Annotated in this window: 18 protein-coding genes; 6 read left to right on the forward strand and 12 right to left on the reverse strand. The window is 74.1% G+C overall.

Annotated elements, in window-relative coordinates; translation table 11 throughout:
• Positions 1-60: 60 nt before the first annotated feature.
• Entirely contained in the window at positions 61-1,878 is a 1,818-nt protein-coding gene (gene glmS, locus CP968_RS21285) for a glutamine--fructose-6-phosphate transaminase (isomerizing) (protein ID WP_150519513.1), read from the reverse strand.
• Between the two features lie 35 nt (positions 1,879-1,913).
• Positions 1,914-2,189 carry a hypothetical protein gene (locus tag CP968_RS21290; RefSeq protein ID WP_030008735.1) on the reverse strand — a complete coding sequence of 92 codons (276 nt, stop codon included), beginning with the start codon at positions 2,187-2,189 and terminating at the stop codon, positions 1,914-1,916.
• A gap of 330 nt (positions 2,190-2,519) precedes the next feature.
• Here CP968_RS21290 and CP968_RS21295 point away from each other — a divergent pair, with 330 nt between their 5' ends.
• Complete coding sequence (locus tag CP968_RS21295; protein ID WP_150519514.1) at positions 2,520-4,109, forward strand: beta-N-acetylhexosaminidase; 1,590 nt, start codon at positions 2,520-2,522, stop codon at positions 4,107-4,109.
• Positions 4,110-4,451: 342 nt separating this feature from the next.
• Here the strand turns inward: CP968_RS21295 and CP968_RS21300 are convergent, their stop codons facing one another.
• From CP968_RS21300 to CP968_RS21325, 6 genes are all read right to left on the reverse strand, one after another.
• Complete coding sequence (locus CP968_RS21300) at positions 4,452-5,351, reverse strand: siderophore-interacting protein (protein WP_150519515.1); 900 nt, start codon at positions 5,349-5,351, stop codon at positions 4,452-4,454.
• Between the two features lie 49 nt (positions 5,352-5,400).
• A complete protein-coding gene (locus CP968_RS21305; RefSeq protein ID WP_150519516.1) occupies positions 5,401-6,432 on the reverse strand; it encodes an ABC transporter substrate-binding protein in 1,032 nt (343 codons plus the stop codon).
• Positions 6,433-6,634: 202 nt separating this feature from the next.
• Positions 6,635-7,795 carry an acyl-CoA dehydrogenase family protein gene (locus CP968_RS21310; RefSeq protein WP_150519517.1) on the reverse strand — a complete coding sequence of 387 codons (1,161 nt, stop codon included), beginning with the start codon at positions 7,793-7,795 and terminating at the stop codon, positions 6,635-6,637.
• 7 nt (positions 7,796-7,802) lie between these two features.
• Positions 7,803-8,720: a hydroxymethylglutaryl-CoA lyase gene (locus tag CP968_RS21315; protein ID WP_150522043.1), complete on the reverse strand. Its 918-nt coding sequence runs from the start codon at positions 8,718-8,720 to the stop codon at positions 7,803-7,805.
• 11 nt (positions 8,721-8,731) lie between these two features.
• On the reverse strand, positions 8,732-10,759 hold the full coding sequence (locus CP968_RS21320) for an ATP-binding protein (RefSeq protein ID WP_150519518.1): 2,028 nt from the start codon (positions 10,757-10,759) through the stop codon (positions 8,732-8,734).
• A 16-nt stretch (positions 10,760-10,775) separates the two neighbouring features.
• Positions 10,776-12,392 carry a carboxyl transferase domain-containing protein gene (locus tag CP968_RS21325; protein WP_150519519.1) on the reverse strand — a complete coding sequence of 539 codons (1,617 nt, stop codon included), beginning with the start codon at positions 12,390-12,392 and terminating at the stop codon, positions 10,776-10,778.
• 99 nt (positions 12,393-12,491) lie between these two features.
• On the opposite strand from CP968_RS21325, the gene CP968_RS21330 reads away from it, so the two are divergent.
• Together CP968_RS21330 and CP968_RS21335 are read left to right on the forward strand one after the other, a co-directional pair.
• The gene (locus tag CP968_RS21330) at positions 12,492-13,070 is read left to right on the forward strand and encodes an SACE_7040 family transcriptional regulator (protein WP_150519520.1); all 579 of its coding nucleotides are present in this window, start codon (positions 12,492-12,494) and stop codon (positions 13,068-13,070) included.
• Positions 13,071-13,126: 56 nt separating this feature from the next.
• A complete protein-coding gene (locus CP968_RS21335) occupies positions 13,127-13,933 on the forward strand; it encodes a phosphatase (RefSeq protein ID WP_150519521.1) in 807 nt (268 codons plus the stop codon).
• Between the two features lie 425 nt (positions 13,934-14,358).
• On the opposite strand, the gene CP968_RS21340 is transcribed toward CP968_RS21335, so the two are convergent.
• From CP968_RS21340 to CP968_RS21355, 4 genes are all read right to left on the reverse strand, one after another.
• Positions 14,359-15,234: an acyl-CoA thioesterase gene (locus CP968_RS21340; protein ID WP_150519522.1), complete on the reverse strand. Its 876-nt coding sequence runs from the start codon at positions 15,232-15,234 to the stop codon at positions 14,359-14,361.
• A gap of 26 nt (positions 15,235-15,260) precedes the next feature.
• The gene (locus CP968_RS21345; protein WP_150519523.1) at positions 15,261-16,418 is read right to left on the reverse strand and encodes an acyl-CoA dehydrogenase family protein; all 1,158 of its coding nucleotides are present in this window, start codon (positions 16,416-16,418) and stop codon (positions 15,261-15,263) included.
• Positions 16,419-16,537: 119 nt separating this feature from the next.
• The gene (locus CP968_RS21350; RefSeq protein WP_229886860.1) at positions 16,538-17,041 is read right to left on the reverse strand and encodes a hypothetical protein; all 504 of its coding nucleotides are present in this window, start codon (positions 17,039-17,041) and stop codon (positions 16,538-16,540) included.
• Between the two features lie 136 nt (positions 17,042-17,177).
• Positions 17,178-18,644, reverse strand: coding sequence for a PucR family transcriptional regulator (locus CP968_RS21355; RefSeq protein WP_150519525.1), 1,467 nt, complete (start codon positions 18,642-18,644; stop codon positions 17,178-17,180).
• 160 nt (positions 18,645-18,804) lie between these two features.
• Here CP968_RS21355 and speB point away from each other — a divergent pair, with 160 nt between their 5' ends.
• From speB to CP968_RS21370, 3 genes are all read left to right on the forward strand, one after another.
• Positions 18,805-19,770: an agmatinase gene (gene speB / locus CP968_RS21360; protein WP_150519526.1), complete on the forward strand. Its 966-nt coding sequence runs from the start codon at positions 18,805-18,807 to the stop codon at positions 19,768-19,770.
• A 35-nt stretch (positions 19,771-19,805) separates the two neighbouring features.
• On the forward strand, positions 19,806-21,488 hold the full coding sequence (locus CP968_RS21365) for a thiamine pyrophosphate-binding protein (RefSeq protein ID WP_150519527.1): 1,683 nt from the start codon (positions 19,806-19,808) through the stop codon (positions 21,486-21,488).
• Between the two features lie 236 nt (positions 21,489-21,724).
• Entirely contained in the window at positions 21,725-22,102 is a 378-nt protein-coding gene (locus tag CP968_RS21370) for a hypothetical protein (protein ID WP_150519528.1), read from the forward strand.
• The last annotated feature ends 6 nt before the right edge of the window (positions 22,103-22,108 follow it).

The following is a 22,108-nucleotide window of genomic DNA, read 5'->3' on the forward strand; positions in this document are numbered from 1 at the left end:
CCCCGGGAGTTCCCGGGGGCCGCCGCCCTCGTGCGTGCGCACCGGTCGGTGGCCGGGGGACTACTCGACGGTGACCGACTTCGCCAGGTTGCGCGGCTTGTCGATGTCCCGGCCCAGGGCCAGGGCGGTGTGGTAGGCCAGCAGTTGGAGCGGGATGCCCATCAGGATCGGGTCCAGCTCGTCCTCGTTCTTGGGCACGAGGATGGTGTGGTCGGCCTTCTCCTGCTCGCGGTGGGCGACGGCGAGGATGCGGCCGCTGCGGGCCTTGATCTCCTCCAGCGCCGCGCGGTTCTTCTCCAGCAGGTCGTCGTCCGGGACGATCGCCACGGTCGGCATCGCCGGCTCGATGAGCGCCAGCGGACCGTGCTTGAGCTCGGAGGCGGGGTAGGCCTCGGCGTGGATGTAGGAGATCTCCTTGAGCTTCAGCGAGGCCTCCAGGGCCACGGGGTAGCCGCGCACCCGGCCGATGAACATCATCGACTTGGCCTCGGCGTACTCGGCCGCCAGCTTCTTGATCTCCTCCTCGCCCTCCAGGATCTCCTGGATCTGCGCGGGCAGCCTGCGCAGGCCCTCGATGATCCGCTTGCCGTCGGTGACCGACAGGTCGCGGATGCGGCCGAGGTGCACGGCGAGCAGGGCGAAGGCCACCACCGTGTTGGTGAAGCACTTGGTCGACACGACGCAGACCTCCGGGCCGGCGTGCACGTAGACGCCGCCGTCGGCCTCGCGGGCGATGGCGGAGCCGACCACGTTGACCACGCCGAGCACGCGGGCGCCCTTGCGCTTGAGCTCCTGCACCGCCGCGAGCACGTCGTACGTCTCGCCGGACTGGGAGACGGCGACGTAGAGGGTGTCGGGGTCCACGACCGGGTTGCGGTAGCGGAACTCGGAGGCCGGCTCGGCGTCCGCGGGGATGCGGGCCATGCCCTCGATGAGTCCGGCGCCGATCATCCCGGCGTGGTAGGAGGTGCCGCAGCCCAGGATCTTCACCCGGCGGATGCCGCGCGCCTCGCGCGGGTCCAGGTTGAGCCCGCCCAGGTGCACGGTGCTGAACCGGTCGTCGATCCGGCCGCGCAGCACGCGGTCGACCGCGTCGGGCTGCTCGGAGATCTCCTTGTGCATGTAGGTGTCGTGGCCGCCCATGTCGTACGAGGCGGCCTCCCACTCCACGGTCTCCGGCGTCGCGGTGGTCGTGGCGCCGCTCGTCGTGTAGGTGCGGAAGTCGTCGGCCTTGAGGGTGGCCATCTCGCCGTCGCCGAGGGTCACGACCTGGCGGGTGTGGGCGACCAGGGCGGCGACGTCCGAGGCGACGAACATCTCCTTCTCGCCGATGCCCAGGACCACGGGGGAGCCGTTGCGGGCGACGACGATGCGGTCGGGGAAGTCGGCGTGCATGACGGCGATGCCGTAGGTGCCCTCGATCGCCTTGACCGCCTCGCGGACCTTCTCCTCCAGGGAGTCGGCCTGGGCGCGGGCGACCAGGTGCACGATGACCTCGGTGTCGGTCTCCGAGACGAAGACGACCCCGTCTGCCTCCAGCTTGGCGCGCAGCTCGGAGGCGTTGTCCACGATGCCGTTGTGGACGACGGCCACCTTGTTGTCGGCGTCCAGGTGCGGGTGCGAGTTGATGTCGCTCGGGGCGCCGTGGGTGGCCCAGCGGGTGTGGGCGATGCCGGTGGTGCCGGCGAACCGCTTGGGGACGCGGGACTCCAGCTCGCGGACGCGTCCCTTGGCCTTGACCACCTTCAGCGCGGTGGCCTTGGGGCTGTTGACCACGATGCCCGCGGAGTCGTAGCCGCGGTACTCCAGCCGCTGCAGGCCCTCCAGCAGCAGCGGTGCCACGTCACGCCTGCCGATGTACCCCACGATTCCGCACATACGGTTCTGCCCCTCCTGAAGTTCGGTTTCCGTGCTCAGCCGTAGACGATGCGGCGCAGCTGCCGGAGCGAGAGCTCCGGGGGCGCCACGGCGCGGTGCGGCAGCTCGGCCGCGATCCGCTCGAAGATCTCCGCGTTCACCGCTCCGCCGGACTGCAGCTCGCGGTGGCGGCGGCGGACGAACTCCTCGGTCGTCTCGTCGAAGTACGCCAGCACGTCGAGCACCACCCGGGCGGCCTCGCCGCGCTGGAGCGCGGTGCTGCGCACCAGGTGGTCGACGAGGTCGTCATGCGACGGGCGGCGATCGAGCACTCGTAGATACTGGCGGCTGGTGCGATCGAATGCAAAGATCCTGCCCGGAATCGGGCAGGATCTCGCTGGTCTGGACCAAGGAGAGGGCGGGGAGCGGTCAGAAGAGCCGAAGAACGAACTGCTCGGCCGCCCCGAACCCGTCCGAGGTGAGGACCCCCGACCGGTTGCGGCTCCCCGAGCTCGCGCGGCGGCCCGGCCCCGTCGTCGCGGCCGGGAACGAAGCGCGGCGGGTCCCTGTCGAAGGTCCGCGTGCCGTCCTTCCGGATGATTTCCGCCGTCCGACGATTCGCGCACCGGCCAGGGTGGCCGGTTGGGTCTATACCTGGGCTCATGAGAGTCCTGCGACGCACGCTCGGCACCCTCCTCGCCCTCGGCGCCCTCGGCGCGGCGGCCTCCTGTACCGACGCCCGCGGCGACGACGCCAGGCCCGGCGACGATCCGCCCGCCGCCCTCGCCCCCTTCGAACGGCTGCTGCCCGCCCCGGTGTCGGCCCGCGCGGAGGGACCCGGCTACCCCTTCGGCCCCGGCACGGTCATCCGTACCGGCCCGGACCCCGACCAGGAGGTCCGGCGGGTCGGGGAGATCCTCGCCGAACAGCTGCGCGGCCCGACCGGGCTGCCGCTGCCGGTGGTCGACGGGGCGGACGGGGACGGGGTGCGGCTGCGGCTCGACGGGGACGCCGAGGGCGTGGGCGACGAGGGCTACCGGCTGGAGTCGACCCCGGGCGGGGTCACCCTCACCGCGCGCAGCGCGGCCGGGCTCTTCCACGCCGGCCAGACGCTGCGGCAGTTGCTGCCGGCGGCGGGCCCGGGCACCGTACCGGGCGGGACGGTCACCGACCGGCCGCGGTTCGCCTACCGCGGCGCGATGGTCGACATCGCCCGGCACTTCTTCACGGTGGAGCAGGTCAAGCGGTACGTGGACCAGCTCGCCCAGTACAAGGTCAACACGCTGCACGTGCACCTCACCGACGACCAGGGCTGGCGCCTGGCGGTGGACTCCTGGCCGCGCCTCGCCGCGTACGGCGGCGGCAGCGAGGTGGGCGGCGGACCGGGCGGGCACTGGACGAAGGAGGAGTACCGCGAGCTCGTGCGCTACGCGGGCCGGCGGTACGTGGACGTGGTCCCGGAGATCGACATGCCGGGCCACGTGAACGCGGCGCTGGCCTCCTACCCGGAGCTGACCTGCGACGGGAAGGCGCCCGCGCGCTACACCGGGATCAAGGTCGGCTTCAGCTCGCTGTGCGTCGGCAAGGAGCGGACGTACGAGTTCGTCGACCAGGTGCTCGGGGAGCTCGCCGAGCTGACCCCGGGCCGCTACCTGCACATCGGCGGCGACGAGGCCCACTCGACCCCGGCCGCGGACTACGCCGCCTTCATGGACCGGGCGCAGGAGGTCGTCGGACGGCACGGCAAGACGGTGGTCGCCTGGCACCAGCTGGCCTCCGCCCGGCCCGCCCCGGACGCGGTGCTCCAGTACTGGGGCCACGACCGGACCCCGGCCGCCGACAAGGCGGCCGTCGTCGCGGCGGCGAAGGCCGGGCACCCGGTGATCCTGTCGCCGGCCGACCGGCTGTACCTGGACATGAAGTACGACGCGGCGACGAAGCCGGGGCTGGCGTGGGCCGGGCTGGTCCCGGTGAAGCGGGCGTACTCCTGGGACCCGGGGGCCTACCTGGCCGGGCTGCCGGAGAGCGCGGTGCTCGGGGTCGAGGCCGCGCTGTGGACCGAGAACGTCGCGAACCGGGCCGACTGGGAGCTGATGGCCTTCCCGCGCGTGCTCGGCCTCGCGGAGCTGGGCTGGTCCCCGGCCGGCGCCCTGGACTGGGCGTCGTACGGCCGGCGGCTGGCTGCGCAGGGCCCGCGGCTGGAGGCGCAGGGCATCGGGTACTTCCGGGCGCCGGACGTGCCGTGGAGCTGAGCGGCCGCGTCCCGGTGGCCAGTGGCCGGGCGGCGGTTCCGAGGGACCGAGGCAGGACAGCCGGAACTCCTCCGCGAACAGGTCGTAGCGCTCGTAGCGCTCCGCCGGCTGCGGCATCGACTGCTGGTAGGCGCGGGCGCGGTCGGCGGGTTCCTCGCGCATGGAGGAGGCGTGGTCCAGGCCCGCGCCGGCCGTGAAGGTGGAGACGTCCTTGCGGGCGGCCACCCACGCCAGGTGCACGGGGCTCGCCGCCTCCGGGGCGTACGCGCGCGGAGAAGGGCAAGGGCCCCGGCGTCGTGCCGGGGCCCTTCTCGGTGCCCGCTCCGTGCGCGGGCGGACGCGCTACAGCTCGGAGGCCGGGTCCTCGCTGGGCGCCCTGCCCGCGGAGGCCTCGGCGAGGAGCTGCTCCTCGCTGGCGCCGAGGCGCCAGTAGCCGGTGAAGCGCACGCGCCGGCGGTCCACGGCGCGGTCCCGCACGAAGTGGCGGCGCACCGCGCGGACGGTGCCGGCCTCGCCGGCGAGCCAGACGTACGGGCCCTCGGACCGGGGCGGTTCGGCCGCGCGCAGCACGTCAAGCACCCGTTCGGCCCGGTCGCGGCCGGCTCCCTCGCGCACGATCCAGGTGATGTCGGCGTCGGCGGGCGTCGCGAGGGCGAGCCGGTCCTGCGCGTGCGGCACCTCGAACCAGGCCCGCACCCGGGCGTCCGCGGGCAGCCGTTCCAGGATCGCGGCGGCCGCCGGGAGGGCGGTCTCGTCCGCGTACAGGAAGAGCGCGTCGGTGCCGGGCGGCGGCTGGAACCGCACGGACTTGTTCTCCGCGACGGCCGGGCCGATCGCCAGGACGCGGTGGCCGGCGGCCGCCCGGCCCGCCCAGCGGGAGGCGGGGGAGGCGTCCCCGTGCAGGACGAAGTCGATGTCGACCTCGTCCCCGCCGCCGGGGCCGCGGCGCTGCTCGCGCACGGTGTAGGACCGCATGACCGGGCGCTGCTCCGGCGGCATCGCGCGCCAGGCGGCGAACCAGGTGTCCCCGGCGGTCGACGGGAGCTCGGTGTGCTCCCGGTGGGCCGGCGGCAGGAAGAGCGAGAGGCTCTGGTCGAAGCCGCCGGAACGGAAGGCCGCGAGCGACTCCCCGCCGAACGTCACCCGCAGGAACGAGCGGCCCAGGCGCCGGGTGCGGAGCACCTCCAGCGCGAAGAAGCGGAAGTGCGCGACGGCCGGGGCGCCGGGTGCGGTGGCGGTCATGCGGAGAGTCCCCCCTCGGGTCGGTTCCGGCGCCGGGCGGCGCCGGGGGTCAGCTGACCTTCTTGGCGCTCTGGAGGGCCTTCGCGAGGTTCTCCAGCAGCTGGGCGCACTTGTCGTAGGAGTAGACCGGCTCGGTCACGCGCGGGGTGATCTGGCCGGCCTTGACGGCGGGCATCCCGGCCCAGGTGGCCTTCGCCTTCAGCTCCTCCGGCTGGAGGGTGCCGGTGCGGTTGTCGAGCATGACGAGGTCGGCCTGGTACTTGCCGGCGTTCTCCCAGCTGAGGGACTCGTAGAAGCCGCCCTCGTCCGTCTTCTCCGGGGTGACGAACTCGACGCCCAGGGACTGGAAGTACCTGAGGTCGGCGGAGGTGGCCGGGGTGGAGACGTAGAACAGGTCGGCGGAGCCGGAGCCGACGAGCACCTTGATGCCCGGGTTCGCCTTGGCGGCCTCGCGGACCTTCGCGGCGGCGGCCTCGAAGCGGGCCTTGGCCTCGACGGTGGCCTTGGCGTTCATGTCCGCGCCCAGGGACTGGGCGAGCTCGGCGGTGCGCTGGAGGGACTTGTCCATGGTGGCGTCGCGGCCGACACCGATGGCGACGGCCGGGGCCAGGCCGAGGATCTTGTCCTTGGAGGCCTCCGGGAGGTACCAGTACGAGCCGTCCCAGGTGTTGGTGACGAGGAGGTCGGGCTGGAGGGCCGCGTACTTCTCGACGTTGAACTGGTCGTAGACGTTGCCGAGGATCTCGACCTTGGAGATGTCCATCGAGCCGGCCTGCACGTCGGGCTTGCCGTCGGCGGTCTTCGTGGGGCCGAACACGCCCTTGACCGGGACGCCGTAGTCGTACAGCGCGGCCGCGGTGCCGGTGAAGGCGACGATGTTCTTCGGCTTGGCCTTGGTGCTGACGTCCTTGCCGAGGTCGTCCTTGAAGGTCCAGGGGCCCGAGGCCGCCGCGCCCGTGTCCTTGCCGCCCTCGCCCTTCGAGTCGTTGCCGCACGCGGTGAGTGCCGCGACGAGGCCGAGGGCGCCGCCGGCCGCGATCAGGCCGCGACGGGTCAGGAGGGAGGATCGGGACTTGGGCATGTCGATGTCCGCTTTCGTGCGTGCGAGGGTGGCCGCTGGGCCATTCGCAGGGAAGGCTAGCCTAACCTTGACCGAAAGTGGTAAGGCATGCCTTATCTCCGCAGGTGGCAGTCCTGCCGTACGGGCCCAACGCCCGCTGCCCCGGGCCGCGTACGGACCGGGGCAGCGCGACGGACGCGTCCGGACGGGTCCGGACGCGGGGTCAGGAGGAGAAGCCGAGCTCCCGGGCGATCAGCATGCGCTGCACCTCGCTGGTTCCCTCGCCGATCTCCAGGATCTTGGAGTCCCGCCACATGCGGGCCACCGGGTACTCGTTCATGAAGCCGTAGCCGCCGTGGATCTGCGTGGCCTCGCGGGCGTTGTCCACGGCCACGGTCGAGGAGTACAGCTTCGCGATGGCCGCCTCCTTCTTGAACGGCTCGCCCGCCACCAGCCGGGAGGCCGCGTCGCGCCAGCCCACGCGCGCCATGTGGGCCCGCATCTCCATGTCGGCCAGCTTGAACTGGAGGGCCTGGTTGTCCCCGATGGCCCGGCCGAAGGCGTGCCGCTCCCTCGCGTACTTGACCGACTCGTCCACGCAGCCCTGGGCGAGGCCCGTCGCGAGCGCGGAGATGGCGATCCGGCCCTCGTCGAGGATGCGCAGGAACTGGGCGTAGCCGCGGCCCTCTTCGCCGACCAGGTTGGCCAGCGGCACCCGTACGCCGTCGAAGGACAGCTCGCGGGTGTCCGAGCAGTTCCAGCCGACCTTGGAGTACGGGGCGGCCACAGTGAAGCCCGGGGTGCCGGACGGGACGATGATGGAGGAGATCTCGGGGCGGCCGTCGGCCTTGCGGCCGGTGACGGCGGTGACGGTGACCAGTCCGGTGATGTCGGTGCCGGAGTTGGTGATGAAGCACTTGGAGCCGTTGATCACCCAGGCGTCGCCGTCCCGGACGGCCGTGGTCCGGGTGCCGCCCGCGTCGCTGCCCGCGCCGGGCTCGGTCAGGCCGAACGCGCCCAGGATCTCGCCCGAGCACATCCGGGGCAGCCACGTGCGCTTCTGCTCCTCGGTGCCGAAGAGGTAGAGCGGCATGGCACCCAGCGAGACCCCGGCCTCCAGGGTGATCGCGACCGAGGAGTCGACCCGGGCCAGCTCCTCCAGGGCGATGCCGAGGGCGAGGTAGTCCCCGCCCATGCCGCCGTACTCCTCCGGGAAGGGCAGCCCGAAGAGGCCCATGCGGCCCATCTCGCGGACGATCTCGTACGGGAACTCGTGCCGCTCGTACAGGTCGCCGATCTTCGGGGCGATGACGTCGTGCGCGAACTCCTCGACGGTGCGGCGGAGTTCCTCGTGCTCGGGGGTGAGCCGGTGGTCGAGGGACATGGTGTGACTACTCCTTGTGGGAGAGGGCGCGGACGGTGCGGGAGGGGCTGGGGCGGCCCAGCCGTTCGGCCATCCACACGCTCGTGGCGGTGAGGGCGGCCAGGTCGACCCCGGTCTCGATGCCGAGGCCGTCGAGCATCCACACCAGGTCCTCGGTGGCGAGGTTCCCGGTGGCGCTCTTCGCGTACGGGCATCCGCCGAGGCCACCGGCGGAGGCGTCGACCGTGGTGACGCCGTGCCGGAGCGCGGCGAGGGTGTTGGAGAGGGCCTGCCCGTAGGTGTCGTGGAAGTGCACGCCGATCCGGGCGGTGTCGACGCCCGCCGCGTTCAGGGCCTCCAGCAGGGCCTGGACGTGGCCCGGGGTGGCGACGCCGATGGTGTCGCCGAGGCTCAGCTCGTCGCAGCCGAGGCCGAGCAGGTCCACCGCGACGGAGACCACCCGGTCGACCGGGACCGGACCCTCCCACGGATCGCCGAAGCACATGGAGAGGTAGCCGCGGACGTGCGCCCCCGCCTGCCGGGCCCGGCCCACCACCGGCTCGAACATGGCGAGGGACTCGGCGACCGTGCGGTTGAGGTTGCGGGCGGCGAAGGTCTCGGTGGCCGAGCCGAACACGGCGATCCGGGTGGCCCCGAGGGCGAGCGCGCGGTCCAGGCCGCGCTCGTTGGGCACCAGGACGGGCAGGTCGGCGCGGACGTCGGAGAGCAGCGGGAAGAGCTGCTCGGCGTCGGCCAGCTGCGGCACCCACTTCGGGTGGACGAAGCTGGTGGCCTCGATCGTGGTCAGGCCCGCCGCCGCGAGCCGGTGCACGAACTCGGCCTTCACGGCCGTCGGCACGGCCGTCTTCTCGTTCTGCAGGCCGTCGCGGGCGCCGACCTCGTGGATGCGCACCCGGGCCGGCAGGCCGGCGGCGGGGACCTTCATGGGCAGCCCGTTCACGCGGCCCCCTCCTCTTCCTCCGGAGCGACCACGGCCAGGACCTGGTCCATGGCGACGGTCGAGCCGGGGGTCACGTCGAGCTCGGTGACCGTGCCGGCGTGCGGGGCGGAGATGACGTGCTCCATCTTCATCGCCTCGACGACCAGCAGGCTCTGCCCGGCCGCGACCAGGTCCCCGACGGCCACCTTGACCACCGTGACCGTGCCCGGCATGGGGGCGGCGAGGGTGCCGGCGCCGGTGTGGCCCCGGCCGCCGAGCGCCGCCGCCACCGGGTCGTGGGCCTGGACGTGCCAGCCGTCGCCGTCCCGGCCGAGCCAGGTCCCCTCCGGGGAGGCGGCGTGGGCGAACCGGTGCGTGACGCCGTCGATCTCGACGGTCACCGCGTCGGCGCCGCGGGCCACGATCCGGCCGCGGACCGGCTCCGGTTCCCCGGCGGGCGCCCCTGCGTCGCCGACGAGGACCTCCGTGGCCGCGCCGCGGGGGCGGGTGCGCACCGCGACCGGGTCCTGGCCCGGGAGGCGGAGGTGGCGGACCGTCCAGGCGGGGGTGCCGCCCAGGCGCCAGCCGTCGGCGGCGTCGAACGGGTCCGCCCAGGCCCCGGCGGCCGGGGCCGGAGCCGCGGCCGCCAGCAGGGCCGCGACCGCGTACACCTCCGGCGGGACCCCGGCCGGGAGGAGGGACGGCAGGTCGCGCTCGACCAGGCCCGTGTCCAGGTTCCCCGAGACCACGTCCGGGTGGGCCAGCAGCCGGCGCAGGAAGCCCGCGTTCGTCTGCACGCCGAGGATGACGGTGTCCGCCAGCGCCCCCCGCAGCACCCGCAGGGCGGTGTCCCGGTCCGGCCCGTACGCGATCACCTTCGACAGCATCGGGTCGTACGTCGAGCCGGTGTCCACCCCGGCCACCAGGCCGGAGTCGGTGCGCACGGCCCCGCCGGACGGCTCCGACAGCGCCAGCACCGTGCCCCCGGAGGGCAGGAACCCGCGCGCCGGGTCCTCCGCGCACACCCGGGCCTCGATCGCGTGCCCGGTGAGGACGACCCCGGACTGGTCGAAGCCGAGCGGCGCCCCGGCCGCGACCCGCAGCTGCTGCTCCACCAGGTCCAGGCCGGTGACGAGCTCGGTCACCGGGTGCTCGACCTGGAGGCGGGTGTTCATCTCCATGAAGTAGTACGAGGACGGGTCGCCGCCCGGCACGATGAACTCCACCGTGCCCGCGCCGACGTACCCGCAGGAACGCGCCGCCTCCACGGCCGCCGCGCCCATCGCGGCCCGCAGCTCCGGCGTCAGCAGCACCGAGGGGGCCTCCTCGACCACCTTCTGGTGGCGCCGCTGGAGCGAGCACTCCCGCTCGCCGAGGTGCACCACGGTGCCGTGGGCGTCCGCCAGCACCTGGATCTCGATGTGCCGGGGCCGGTCCACCCACCGCTCGACCAGCAGGGTGTCGTCGCCGAAGGAGGAGCGGGCCTCGCGCCGCGCGGCCGCGATCTCCTCGGCCAGCACCGCCTCGTCGCGCACCAGCCGCATGCCCTTGCCGCCGCCGCCCGCCGACGGCTTGAGCAGGACCGGCATGCCGATCTCGCGGGAGGCGGCCACCAGTTCGGCGTCGGACAGGCCGCTGCCCGAGGAGCCCGGGACCACCGGGACCCCGGCCGCCTTCACCGTCTCCTTGGCGCGGATCTTGTCGCCCATCAGGGAGATCGCCGACGCGGGCGGCCCGATGAAGGCCAGCCCGGCGGCGGCGCAGGCCCGGGCGAAGTCCGCGTTCTCGGCGAGGAAGCCGTAGCCGGGGTGCACGGCCTCGGCGCCGGTGCGGCGGGCCGCGTCGAGCAGCCGCTCCACCGACAGGTAGCTCTCGGCGGCCGCCGCCGGGCCGATCCGGACGGCCGTGTCGGCCTCCCGCACGTGCCGGGCGTCCGCGTCCGCGTCGCTGAAGACCGCGACCGAGCGCACCCCCAGCGCGCGCAGGGTGCGGATGACCCGGACCGCGATCTCGCCCCGGTTGGCCACCAGAACAGTGCTGAACATCTGCATGGTCCTCACGTCACATACGGAAGATGCCGAAAGCGGAGTCGCCCAGGGGGGCGTTCGCGCAAGCCGTCAGGGCCAGACCCAGCACCTGCCGGGTCTCCAGGGGGTCGATGACCCCGTCGTCCCACAGCCGGGCCGTGGCGTAGTAGGCGTTGCCCTGTTCCTCGTACTGGGCGCGCACCGGGGCCTTGAAGGACTCCTCGTCCTCGGCCGGCCACTCCTGGCCCGCGCCCTCGATCTGGTCCCGCTTGACGGTGGCCAGCACCGAGGCCGCCTGCTCCCCGCCCATCACGGAGATCTTGGCGTTGGGCCACATCCACAGGAAGCGCGGCGAGTACGCCCGGCCGCACATCGAGTAGTTGCCCGCGCCGTACGAGCCGCCGACCACCACCGTGAGCTTGGGGACCCGGGTGCAGGCCACGGCCGTCACCATCTTGGCGCCGTGCTTGGCGATGCCGCCGGCCTCGTAGTCGCGGCCGACCATGAAGCCCGAGATGTTCTGCAGGAAGAGCAGCGGGATGCCGCGCCGGTCGCACAGCTCGATGAAGTGCGCGCCCTTCTGGGCGGATTCGGAGAACAGGATGCCGTTGTTGGCGACGATGCCGACCGGGTGGCCGTGGATCCGGGCGAACCCGGTGACCAGCGTCTGCCCGAACTCCGCCTTGAACTCCTGGAAGCGGGAGCCGTCCGCGATCCGGGCGATGATCTCGCGGGCGTCGTAGGGGGTCCGGGAGTCGACCGGCACCGCGCCGTACAGCCCGAACGGGTCCGCCTTGGGCTCCTCGGGCGCCTCGACCGCCCACGGCAGGGGCCCGCGCGCGGGCAGGGTCGCCACGATGTTCCGTACGATCCGCAGCGCGTGCGCGTCGTCCTCCGCGAGGTGGTCGGTCACCCCGGAGACCCGGGAGTGGACCTCGCCGCCGCCCAGTTCCTCGGCCGTGACCACCTCGCCGGTGGCGGCCTTCACCAGGGGCGGGCCGCCCAGGAAGATCGTGCCCTGGCCGCGCACGATGACGGCCTCGTCGCTCATCGCCGGCACGTACGCCCCGCCGGCCGTGCAGGAGCCCAGGACCGCGGCGATCTGCGGGATGCCGGCGCCGGACATGCGGGCCTGGTTGTAGAAGATGCGGCCGAAGTGCTCCCGGTCGGGGAAGACCTCGTCCTGCATGGGGAGGAAGGCGCCGCCCGAGTCGACCAGGTAGAGACAGGGGAGACGGTTCTCCAGCGCCACCTCCTGGGCCCGCAGGTGCTTCTTGACGGTCATCGGGTAGTACGTGCCGCCCTTGACGGTGGCGTCGTTCGCGACGATCACGCACTCGCGGCCGCTGACCCGGCCGATGCCCGCGATCACCCCGGCGGCGGGGGCCGCGCCCCCGTACATGCCCTCGGCGGCCAGCGGGGCCAGCTCCAGGAAGGGCGATCCCGGGTCCAGGAGGGCGTCCACCCGGTCGCGCGGGAGGAGCTTGCCGCGGGCCGTGTGGCGGGCGCGCGCCTTCTCGCCGCCGCCGAGCCGGGCCGCCTGCAGCCGGGCGCGCAGGTCCTCGGCCAGCTCGCGGTGGGCGGCCTCGTTGGCCCGCCAGGCCCCGGACGCCGGGTCCGCGGCGCTCGTCAGCACTGGTGCCTGCTGCATCGGTCGGGCTCCCTTGCTCGGTGCACGCTGTTAATGAGCGTTAACGCTTGTGGCGCCTAGGTTAACGACCGCTAACGGCCCTGTCTAGAATGGCTTCCCATGAGCACCAGAGCCGCCGCCCCGACCCGGCGCGAGCAGATCCTCAGCGAGGCCGCCCGCCTCTTCGCCGCGCGCGGGTTCCACGGCGTGGGCGTCGACGAGATAGGGGCCGCCGTGGGCATCAGCGGCCCCGGCCTCTACCGGCACTTCGCGGGCAAGGACGCCATGCTCGCCGAACTGCTCGTCGGCATCAGCGAACGGCTGCTCACCGGCGGCCGGCACCGGGTGGCCGGGGCGGCCGGGGACCCGGCGCGGGTGCTCTCCTCCCTCATCGACGGGCACATCGACTTCGCGCTCGACGACCGGGCGCTGATCACCCTGCACGACCGCGAGCTCGACCGGCTCCGCGAGGCCGACCGCAAACGCGTGCGCCAGCTCCAGCGCCAGTACGTCGAGCTGTGGGTCGACGTCGTACGGGAGCTGCACCCGCAGGTCGGCGAGGCCGAGGTACGGGTCTGCGTCCACGCCGTCTTCGGCCTGCTGAACTCCACCCCGCACCTGGCGGCCCTGGGACGCGGGGCCACCGAGTCTCTGCTGCGCAGACTCGCGCACGGGGCGTTCGGGGCGCTGTCGGCATGACCCGGCGCGTCCGCCGACCGAGATGGACGGGACGCCTCCGCCCGCGCGGCGGCAGAATGGGGCGCATGCCGAAGCCGATAGAGACGCCCGTACCCAGCCGCGCCGAACTCGTCGACCACCTGGTGCGCACGCGCATCGCGGGGCAGGTCGCGACCCCGCGCGACAACAACCTCAGTCACTACCGCAAGCTCGCCAACGGCGACCGGCACTACTGGCTCGGCCTGGAGCTGGGCGACCGGTGGACGGACGAGCAGGACGTCCTCGCCGTGATGGCCGAACGCTGCGGGGTCGTGGACGACCCCGGGCACCGCTCCGGCCAGGACACCATCGACCCGGAGCTGACCGTCTCCGGCCTGGAGCGGCTGGCGGCCCGGCTGCGCAAGGCCGCACTGGACCGGCAGAGCGTGCTGCTGGCCACCGGCCACCCGGGCGGACTGCTGGACGTGCACCGGGCCACCGCGGACGCGCTGCGGGCCGCGGGCTGCGAGATCGTCGTCGTCCCGGCCGGCCTGACGGCCGACGAGGGCTCCGTGTGGCAGTTCGCCGACGTCGCCGTACTGGAGCGGGGCGCCACGCTGTGGCACACCCACTCGCCGGAGCCCATGGCGGCGATCCTGAACGGGCTGGCGGCCGAGGGCCGCCCGCTGCCCGACCTCGTCGTCGCCGACCACGGCTGGGCGGGCTGCGCGGCCCAGCGCGGCCTGGACGCGGTGGGGTACGCGGACTGCAACGACCCGGCGCTCTTCCTCGCCGAGGCCGAGGGCACCCTCCAGGTGGCGGTCCCCCTCGACGACCACGTCCGCGACCCGCGCCACTACGACGCGATGGTCGCCTACCTGCTGTCCCAGGCCGGGCTGCTGTAGCGGTGCAGCCGGGCCGGCGGCGGCCGGCGCGGTCGGGGGCCTCCGGCGCGGTCGGGGCGTCACCGCTCCACGCACAGCGCCGTCTCCCCGAGCGGGTGCGTCCGCCGGCGGGCGGATCGCCCAGGTGCCGGGTCACCGCGGGCGACGGACCGAGGACGAGGTCACCCGCGATCGGCGTGCCGCCGGGCCGCAGCAGCCGGTGCAGCCGCGCGACGACCTCCGGGGTCGGGGTGGAACCGTCGAGGAAGGCCAGGTCGTAGCCGCCCGCGTCCAGCCCCGTCAGCACCTCCTCGGCCGCCCCGCACAGCACGCCCACCCGGTCTCCGAAGCCACGCCGGGCGATCTGGGCGCGCGCCAGCCGGACGTGGCCCGGGGGCGCCTCGATGGCCTCGACGTGTGCGCCCGGGGCCGCCGGTCCGGGGCGGTCAGCGCGGGACGCGGACCACGCCCTCCTGGATGACCGTGATGGCGAGGCGTCCGTCCCGCGTCCAGATCCTGGCCTGGCCCATGCCGCGCCCGCCGTGGGAGGTGGGGGACTCCTGGTCGTACAGCAGCCATTCGTCGGCGCGGAACGGCCGGTGGAACCACATCGCGTGGTCCAGCGAGGCGCCCACCACGTCGCCGACCGCCCAGCCGCCCCGACCGTGCGCGAGCAGCACCGAGTCCAGCAGCGTCATGTCCGAGACGTAGGTGGCCAGGCAGGTGTGCAGCAGCGGATCGTCGCTCTCCAGCTTCCCGGCCGTCCGGAACCACACCTGCGAGCGCGGCTGCACCGGCGCGCCGACGCTGCCCCACGGCGGGACCGTCGCGTACCGCAGGTCCACCGCGCCGCGCGCCTCGATCAGCCGCTCCACCGTGCCCGGGTCCCGGAAGACCGCGCGGTGGGCGGGGAGCGCCTCGGCGGCGGTCGGCAGGGTCTCCGGGTCCGGGGCGTCGGGCATCGCGGCCTGGTGGTCGAGCCCGTCCTCGTACGTCTGGAAGGACGCGGAGAGGTGGAAGACCGGCTGGCCGTGCTGGACGGCCACCACCCGGCGGGTGGTGAAGGAGCGGCCGTCGCGGATCCGGTCCACCGAGTACACGATGGGCGCGCCCGGGTCCCCGGCGCGCAGGAAGTACGAGTGCAGCGAGTGCGCGGTGCGGTCCCCGGGGACGGTCCGGCCGGCCGCGACGAGGGCCTGGGCCGCGACCTGCCCGCCGAACACGCGCGGCACCAGCGCCGACCGGCTGGTACCGCGGAAGATGTCCTCCTCGATCTGCTCCAGGTCGAGCAGGTCGAGGAGGGTCGTCAGTGCCTCGTTCACGGGAGGGCCGCGCGTCCTTCGGCCGCCTACAGGCCCATCGACTTGGCGATGATGGACTTCATGACCTCGCTGGTGCCGCCGTAGATGCGGTTCACGCGGTTGTCGGCGTACAGGCGGGCGATCGGGTACTCGTTCATGTAGCCGTAACCGCCGTGCAGCTGGAGGCACTTGTCGATGACGCGGTGGGCGACCTCGGTGCAGAAGAGCTTGGCGGAGGCGGCCTCGGCGGCGGTCAGCTCGCCGGCGTCCAGGGCCTCCAGGGCGCGGTCGGCGACGGCCTCGGCGGCGTCCACCTCGGCCTGGCAGGAGGCGAGTTCGAACTTGGTGTTCTGGAAGTGCGCGACCGGCTTGCCGAAGACGGTGCGGTCCGTCACGTACTGCTGGGCGAACCGGACGGCGGCCTTGGCCTGCGCGTAGGCACCGAAGGCGATGCCCCAGCGCTCGGACGGCAGGTTGGCGCCGAGGTAGGAGAAGCCCTTGTTCTCCTCGCCGAGCAGGTCCTCGACCGGGACCTTCACGTCGACGAACGCCAGCTCGGCGGTGTCGGAGGTGCGCAGGCCGAGCTTGTCCAGCTTGCGGCCGACGGAGTAGCCCTCGGACTTGGTGTCCACGGCGAACAGGGAGATGCCGAAGCGGCGGTCGTCCTCGCGCGGGGCGGAGGTGCGGGCGCAGACGATCACGCGGTCCGCGTGCACGCCGCCCGTGATGAACGTCTTGGAGCCGTTGAGGACGTAGTGGGTGCCGTCCTCGGAGAGCTTCGCGGTGGTCTTCATGCCGGCGACGTCGGAGCCGGTGCCCGGCTCGGTCATCGCGAGCGCCCACATCTCCTCGCCGGTGACGAACTTCGGGAGGTAGCGCTTCTTCTGCTCGTCGGCGGCGAGCATCTTGATGTAGGGCAGGGCGAGCAGCACGTGCACGCCGGAGCCGCCGAAGTTCACGCCCGCGCGCGAGGTCTCCTCGTAGAGCACGGCCTCGAACTTGTGCGTGTCCAGGCCCGCGCCGCCGAACTCCTCGGGCACGTTGATGCCGAAGACGCCCAGCTCGCCGAGCTTGTAGTAGAAGTCGCGGGGCGCCTGGCCGGCCTGGAACCAGTCGTCGTAGACGGGCACGACCTCGGACTCGATGAAGTCCCGGATGGTCTCGCGGAACGCCTCGTGGTCCTCGTTGAAAACGGTACGGCGCACGGCCGGCTCCCTTCGGTCGCGGCGGTCCGCCGCCTGTGGCTAAGCGCTTGCTCATCTTAAGTTACCGGCGGGTTGTCCGTCCTGTCCAGAGCGGGCGCGCCGGGCCCGCGCGGCACCCGTCACGGCTCGGGCCGCCACCCGTCGAACACCCAGCCTGGACAGGCGGCGCGGAGGCGGGGCAGGTGCCCGGCCCAGTCCGCGGGCGCCAGCGCCCGCACGGCGTGCGGCGCGACACGGCCGTCCGCGCCGACGCCGAACCCCCACGAGAAGCCGGCCACCGGCAGGACGCGCCGTTCGGTCTCGTCCAGCGGCGTCCACGCGAGATAGCTGTGGGCCGTCCAGTCGAGCCGCTGCCGCGGGTCGCGGGAGGGCGCGTCGAAGAGGGTGGGATTGACGCCGAAGAACGCGTACGGCGATGGCGCGTCCTCGAACAGGCAGAAGGGGTCCATGTCGAAACCGTCGCCGGCCGAGGAGTTGTCCGTCGACCGCACCAGCTGGACCCAGCCGAACAGGGCCCGGTACCCCGGGCCCGGGTAGTCCACCACGGCCGTGCAGCTCGGGAAGCCGCGCGTCGACGGGTGCTTGCCGATCGCGGCGGGGTCGTCCACCTGCTCTACGGTCACCGTCACCGAACCTCTGAGGCCGTCGCGCGAGAAGGAGGCGATCACGCCTCGACCCTGCCGCCCGGAGGGCCTTCTGGGAAGGGGGCGGACGCGACGGGATGCGGCGGGAGCCCGGTCGCCGGTCGCCGTTCGCCCGTCACCGCAGGGCGAACCACAGCTCCATGCGGGTGTCCGGGTCGTCCAGGTCGGCCTCCAGCAGCGCGGCCGTGCGGGCGATGCGCTGGCGGACGGTGTTGCGGTGCACGCCGAGGGCCGCCGCCGTACGGTCCCAGCTGCCGTGGTGGGCCAGCCAGCGGCGCAGGGTCTCGCGCAGCGCCGGGGACAGCGGTGCGAGCAGGGCCTGCGCGTACGCCCGCGCCTCCGCCGGGTCCAGGAGCGCCGCCAGACCCCCCTGCGCGTGGCGGGCCAGCGGGGCGCGGGCCGCCTCGGCGCGGTCCAGGGCCCGGCCGGCCTGCGCGTCGGCCGCGGGCAGTCCGCCGGGCGCGGCCGGGGCGCTCACTCCGAGCCGCCAACCGGGCTGCGGGCCGGGGGCCCGGTCGGTGACCAGGCGCACCCGGTGGCCGCGCCGGTCGAGCAGTACGGTGCCCAGCGCCGCGGCCAGCGCCCCCGGGTCGCCCGCTCCGGCGGCGTGGACCGCGTACCAGGGGCCCGGGGCCAGGGCCTCGGCCGGGGAACCGCCGAGCAGCAGCCGGGTCAGCGCCCCGGCCGCGTCCCCGGCGGGCCGGGGTGCGGTGAGCAGGGTCAGCAGGACCGCGGCGACGGAGGCGATGGTGTGGTCCCCGGGCGCCCGGCCGGGGGTCGCGCGGGCGAGGCTCCGGCCGTCGCCCAGGGCGTAGACCGCGAGGTGGAGGCCGCCTACGGTGTCGGTCGCGGTCGCGGTCGTGGCGCCGGCCGCCGGGGCCCCCGCGGCCGCGGGGGAGTCCGCCGGGCCGGGCGCCACCCGGCGGGCCAGGGCGGCCACCGCGGCCAGCACCTCCGCCGAGGGCGTGGGCCCGGCACTCGGCCCCGGTGCCGCACCCGCACCCGTGTCGGAGTCCGGGTCCGGGTCTGGGCCCCGGGAGGGCGTCTGGAGGGCCGACCAGCCGCCCAGGGCCGCGGTGAGGCGGCGGAGCACCGCCTCGACCGCGTCCGGCCGGGCCGCCGCCGCGGCCAGGGCCTGCTGGGCCTCGGTGATCCGGCGGAGTTCGGCCGTACGGGCCTGGGCCATCAGCCGCCCGACCGTGCGGGCCACGGCCGTGAAGGGGGTCCCGGGCGGGACCTCCAGCAGCGGCAGCCCGGCCCGCCCGCACGCCTCCGCCAGCCCGGCCGGGACCGCCGCGTGCACCGGGGCCAGGCCGAAGCCCAGGGCGGCCACCCCGGAACGGACCAGCGAGGCGACGTACTCCCCGTACCGCCCGGGCCCCGCGCCCGCCGTGAGCAGCAGTTCCCCGCCCAGCAGGTACGGCGTCGGATCGGCCATCTCGGAGGCGTGCACCCCGTGGACGTCGGCCTCGGCCGGTCCGGCCAGGTGCCGCAGGCCGAGCGACCGGTCGCGGAGCAGGGCCCCGAGCGGAGCGGGGGGCACGGGGGGCACGGCCGACGGGCCCGGCTGGATCGGCTCCATGGATACTCCGTACACATCACGAGGGCTTGATGGAGGAAACGTACACTTCGCACCCCGCGGACGCCCGCCTACGCTCGAAGGCACCGCACCCGCACCCGCACCCGCACCCGCAGCACCGCACCCGTCCCCGCGGGAGCGGACCACCAGAAGGGCACCCCTCATGAGCACGCAGCCGCGCGGCCCCGTCGACTCCTCCCGCATCCCGCGCTACGCGGGCCCGGCGACCTTCGCCCGGCTGCCGCGCCTCGACGAGGTCGGCTCCGCCGACGTCGCCGTCGTCGGCGTGCCCTTCGACTCCGGGGTCTCCTACCGGCCCGGCGCCCGCTTCGGCGGCAACGCCATCCGCGAGGCCTCGCGCCTGCTGCGCCCGTACAACCCGGCGCAGGACGCCTCGCCCTTCGCCCTCGCGCAGGTCGCGGACGCCGGCGACATCGCCGTGAACCCCTTCAACATCAACGAGGCCGTCGAGACGGTCGAGGCGGCCGCGGACGAGCTGCTCGGCGCCGGCTCCCGCCTGATGACCCTCGGCGGCGACCACACCATCGCCCTCCCGCTGCTGCGCTCCGTCGCCAAGAAGCACGGCCCCGTCGCCCTGCTCCACTTCGACGCCCACCTGGACACCTGGGACACCTACTTCGGCGCCGAGTACACCCATGGCACCCCGTTCCGGCGCGCCGTCGAGGAGGGCATCCTCGACACCGAGGCGCTCTCCCACGTCGGCACCCGCGGCCCGCTGTACGGCAAGCAGGACCTGACCGACGACGCCAAGATGGGCTTCGGCATCGTCACCTCCGCCGACGTCTACCGGCGCGGCGCCGACGAGGTCGCCGACCAGCTGCGCCAGCGCATCGGCGACCGCCCGCTGTACATCTCCATCGACATCGACGTCCTCGACCCGGCGCACGCCCCCGGCACCGGCACCCCCGAGGCGGGCGGCATGACCTCGCGCGAGCTGCTGGAGATCCTCCGCGGCCTGTCCTCCTGCAACCTCGTTTCCGCCGACGTGGTCGAGGTCGCCCCGGCGTACGATCACGCGGAGATCACCTCGGTCGCGGCCTCGCACACCGCGTACGAGCTCACCACGATCATGAGCCGGCAGATCGCGGCGGCGAAGACCGCCCCGTGACCGCGCCGGCCGACCCGAAGGGCGAGTAAGCGCACGTGACGCACGACCACGACCTGGTACTCCGTCCCACCGAGGCCCAGACGGCCGCCGCACTGGCACCGCCGCCGGGGCGCACCGGCGGGGACCTGGTCGTGGAAACGCTGCGCTCGCTCGGCGCGACCACCGTCTTCGGACTGCCCGGCCAGCACGCGCTGGCCGTCTTCGACGCGGTGGGCCGCTCCGACCTGCGGCTCGTCGGACTGCGGACCGAGAACAACGCCGGCTTCGCGGCGGACGCGTACGGCCGGATCACCGGCGAGGCCGTCCCGCTGCTGCTCTCCACCGGACCGGGCGCCCTGATGGCGCTCCCGGCCCTCCAGGAGGCGGCCGCGGCCTCCGCGCCCGTCCTGGCGATCTCCTCGCAGGTGCCGGTGGCGGGCCTCGGCGGCGGTCGCCGCGGCCACCTGCACGAACTGCGCGACCAGGCCGCGTCCTTCCGGGAAGTGGTGAAGTCGGTCCACACCGCCCGCACCCCCTCCCAGATCCCCTCGGTGATCGCCGAGGCCTGGGAGTCGGCCCTGACCACCCCGCACGGGCCGGTCTGGGTGGAGATCCCCGAGGACGTCCTGCGCGCGGAGACCCTCATCCCGCAGGTGACCGGGACGGACGCCACCCCGCACGAACTGGCCCCCCGGCCCGAACTCACCGCGCTCGCCGCCCACTGGCTGGGCCGGGCCGAACGCCCGGTGATCGTCGCGGGCGGCGGGGTCATCCGCGCGGACGCGGCGGGCAAGCTGCGGCAGCTCGCCGAACGGCTGAACGCGCCCGTGGTCACCACCTTCGGCGGGAAGGGCGCGTTCCCCTGGACCCACCCGCTCTCCCTGCGGTCCTGGCTGGAGGACCGCCACACGACCGACTTCCTGGAGGACGCGGACGTCCTGCTGGTCGTCGGCTCCGGCCTCGGGGAACTCTCCTCGAACTACCACACCTTCTTCCCCACGGGCCGCGTCGTTCAGATCGAGGCGGACCTCGGCAAGCTGGAGTCCAACCACCCGGGCCTCGGCATCCACGCCGACGCCCGGCTGGCCCTCCAGGCCCTGCTGGAGACGGTGCCCGAGCGCCCGGACCCGACCGCCGCCGAGCGCGTCCGGCTGCTGCTCGCCGACGTCGAGGCCCGCCTGGCCGCCCAGGACGTCGCACTGGAACGCGGCCTGCTGGCGTCGATCCGTACCGCCCTGCCCGCGCGCTCCCCGTCCTTCTGGGACATGACGGTCCTGTCCTACTGGGCCTGGTCCGACTTCGACCCGAAGCACCCCAACACCATGCACTCGGCCCAGGGCGCGGGCGGCCTCGGCTACGCCTTCCCGGCGGCCCTCGGCGCCTGCGTCGCCGAACCGGGCACCCCCGTGCTGGCCGTCTCCGGCGACGGCGGCGCGATGTACTCCCTCGCCGAACTGGCCACCGCCCGTCAGCACGACCTCGACGTCACCTGGCTGATCGTGGACGACGGCGGCTACGGCATCCTCCGCGCGTACATGACCGACGCCTACGGCACCCCGGTCGGCACCGAGCTCACCCGCCCCGACTTCGTCGCCCTCGCGGCCTCCTTCGGCGTACCCGCCACCCTGACGACCCCGGAGGGCCTGTCGGCGGACCTGAGGAAGGCCCTGGCCGCCCCGGGCCCCTCCGTGGTGGTCCTCCCGGCCACCCTCCGGATGTTCGCCCCGACGCACCTCTAGGCCGTCTCGCGCCGCACACCCGGCGCACACCCGGCGCGCACGGCTCGCGCACGCCGTCCGCACAGTCCTGCACACCGGGTCGCGCAGGGTTTGGGGCGCTCCCGACAGCTCGTTAGGGTGGGCTGCGACCAGCACGCACGGCCCGGGGGGCCGAGACCGAACTCGCAGGGGGAACAGTGTCGTTCGAGCAGGAGTGGGGCCTCCACCGGCAGTCCGCGGTCGAAGGCCCGGCGAGGATGAGGCTGAACCAATTGCCCGGCGACCAGGGCGGCGCCCCGACGTCCGGCGGCGGCCCGGGGGTGCTGGCGACGGCGCCTCCCGAGAAGAAGAAGGCGGCCAACACCATCGAGAACGTCCTGCAGCCGGGCACGACCAAGGCCGCGGACGCCGCCGACGAACCGACGAAGACCGCCGTCAAGGCCTTCACCGGCTGGGACACGGGGGCGGGCCTGTCGAAGGCGCACACCCACTGGGGCGACCAGGTCAAGCGCCTGATGGGCCGACTGAACTCGGAGAAGACGGCGCTGCGCGGCGCGTCGAACCTGTTCACGGGCAACGACCAGCTGACGGGCGGTAGCTTCCAGCCGGTGCAGTCCAAGATCGCCGGCCTGTAGGGGGAG

The sequence above is a fragment of the Streptomyces subrutilus genome, assembly GCF_008704535.1.
GTDB lineage: Bacteria > Actinomycetota > Actinomycetes > Streptomycetales > Streptomycetaceae > Streptomyces > Streptomyces subrutilus.